Consider the following 1,575-nt stretch of genomic DNA (forward strand, 5'->3'; position numbering starts at 1 on the left):
ACTTGGAAAAGGTCGCCCTCGCGTATTTAGCGACTTAGCCATTACCACAGCGCTGATGGTTAAACGTGTTTTCGCTATGCCACTGCGAGCGTTGCAAGGCTTTATTAATTCGGTATTTCAACTCGCCTAGGTACCACTTACTTGCCCACATTATACTTGCATCAGCAAACGTGCAAAAACGGTCAATATTGCTTTTAAAACCAAGACTCGCGGCACCATTGAGCACTTGGCTATCGACTCGACGGGCTTAAAGGTTTACGGCGAAGGCGAGTGGAAAGTGAAAAAACATGGCACAGATGGCAAGCGTCGAGTGTGGCGTAAGCTGCATATTGCTGTGGATACGCATAGCCATGAAATCATCGCCGCAGAACTGAGTTTATCCGGTGTAACAGACGCCGAAGTCATGCCGAATTTGCTCAAGCAAACCCATCGGAAAATCCGCAATATCTCAGGTGATGGTGCTTACGACACAAGAGCCTGTCACGATACCGTTCGGAGAAAACGCGCCTTGGTACTCATTCCACCGAGAGAAGGTGCTGCACTCTGGGAACAAGGGCATCCGCGTAACTTAGCGGTCAGTTGGCAACAGCTACATGGTTCAAATAAGCAGTGGAAAAAACGGTATGGTTACCATCGTCGGTCAATCTCAGAAACTGCCATGTACAGGATTAAGCAACTACTCGGTGGCAGATTAAGCCTGCGAAATTATAACGGTCTGAATTGTCGATATAACCATAAACCGCCATACCACTATACTACATATCAATAAGTTACTAAATCACTTAAACCATAAGCTGACATAAAATATAACCATAAGATGACATAATTATTTGTTAGATAATGAGCTAATATGTACCAAGAAAGAAAACTACAAGCTAAATACATCTCGCGTCCAATATGAAAATATCAGCTGTTAGGTGATGCTTATGTTTAGTTTTTTTCGTGATTCATGAGATAGCTGAGATGACGAGTTTCGTTGGCATAGCTTCTTGCTCGGTCGATATCTTCCTTCATCTCTTCGATCGCTTGTTGGGAGGTATGTTCAGTGAAGACTCTTTCTACATTTCGGACAACTAAAAACAGACTCCATACTGCAATAAGAACAAGATCTTGAAAAGGCTTTTCAATGTGAGCATCACCAGTCGCCTTATTTCTTTTCTCACCAAACCACCGAGGATTTTTCATGAACATTGGTGAGTGTTCAGGTCCATAAGACAGCAAATAGCCATGAACAAGACTATTGCGGTAGTCATTGAGATCTATATGCCGTATCAGCTGCTGTTTTCAATATTGAGTTGCATTTTTCGGAAAGCTTTGAACTGCCTTCTGCCAACATTTTGAATTGTGCTTCTGTAGTCATTTTTTCGGTAAAAGGGCGCTCTCCTGCTACATCTTTCTCACTTAATGTCCAAAGTGCTCGCTCCAGAGTTGTCTCAAACATTCCATATACTGAATCGCCACTACTTCACTAGACGACTTTTAGCCTCATTAAAATACTGACGTTCATACTCTAACGGTGATAGTCCATCATTGGAACTATGCTGTCGTTTCGGGTTGTAAAACATCTCAATATAA

The 1,575-nt window shown here is 42.6% G+C and carries 3 protein-coding genes and 1 pseudogene; 1 reads left to right on the plus strand and 3 read right to left on the minus strand.

Translation table 11 applies throughout. The features are described from left to right. Positions 1-712 (plus strand): annotated as a pseudogene (locus J3L11_RS18730) (IS5 family transposase); the annotation flags it as partial. 218 nt (positions 713-930) lie between these two features. Here the strand turns inward: J3L11_RS18730 and J3L11_RS18735 are convergent. The 3 genes from J3L11_RS18735 to J3L11_RS19710 all read right to left on the minus strand — a co-directional run. Next, complete coding sequence (locus J3L11_RS18735) at positions 931-1,191, minus strand: hypothetical protein (RefSeq protein ID WP_207571971.1); 261 nt, start codon at positions 1,189-1,191, stop codon at positions 931-933. A gap of 58 nt (positions 1,192-1,249) precedes the next feature. After that, on the minus strand, positions 1,250-1,441 hold the full coding sequence (locus J3L11_RS18740) for a hypothetical protein (RefSeq protein ID WP_207571972.1): 192 nt from the start codon (positions 1,439-1,441) through the stop codon (positions 1,250-1,252). A 19-nt stretch (positions 1,442-1,460) separates the two neighbouring features. Then, a partial coding sequence (locus J3L11_RS19710; RefSeq protein ID WP_347566507.1) for an IS3 family transposase occupies positions 1,461-1,575 on the minus strand: 115 nt, incomplete at its 5' end.

The organism is Shewanella sp. 4t3-1-2LB (assembly GCF_017368415.1).
GTDB lineage: Bacteria > Pseudomonadota > Gammaproteobacteria > Enterobacterales > Shewanellaceae > Shewanella > Shewanella fodinae.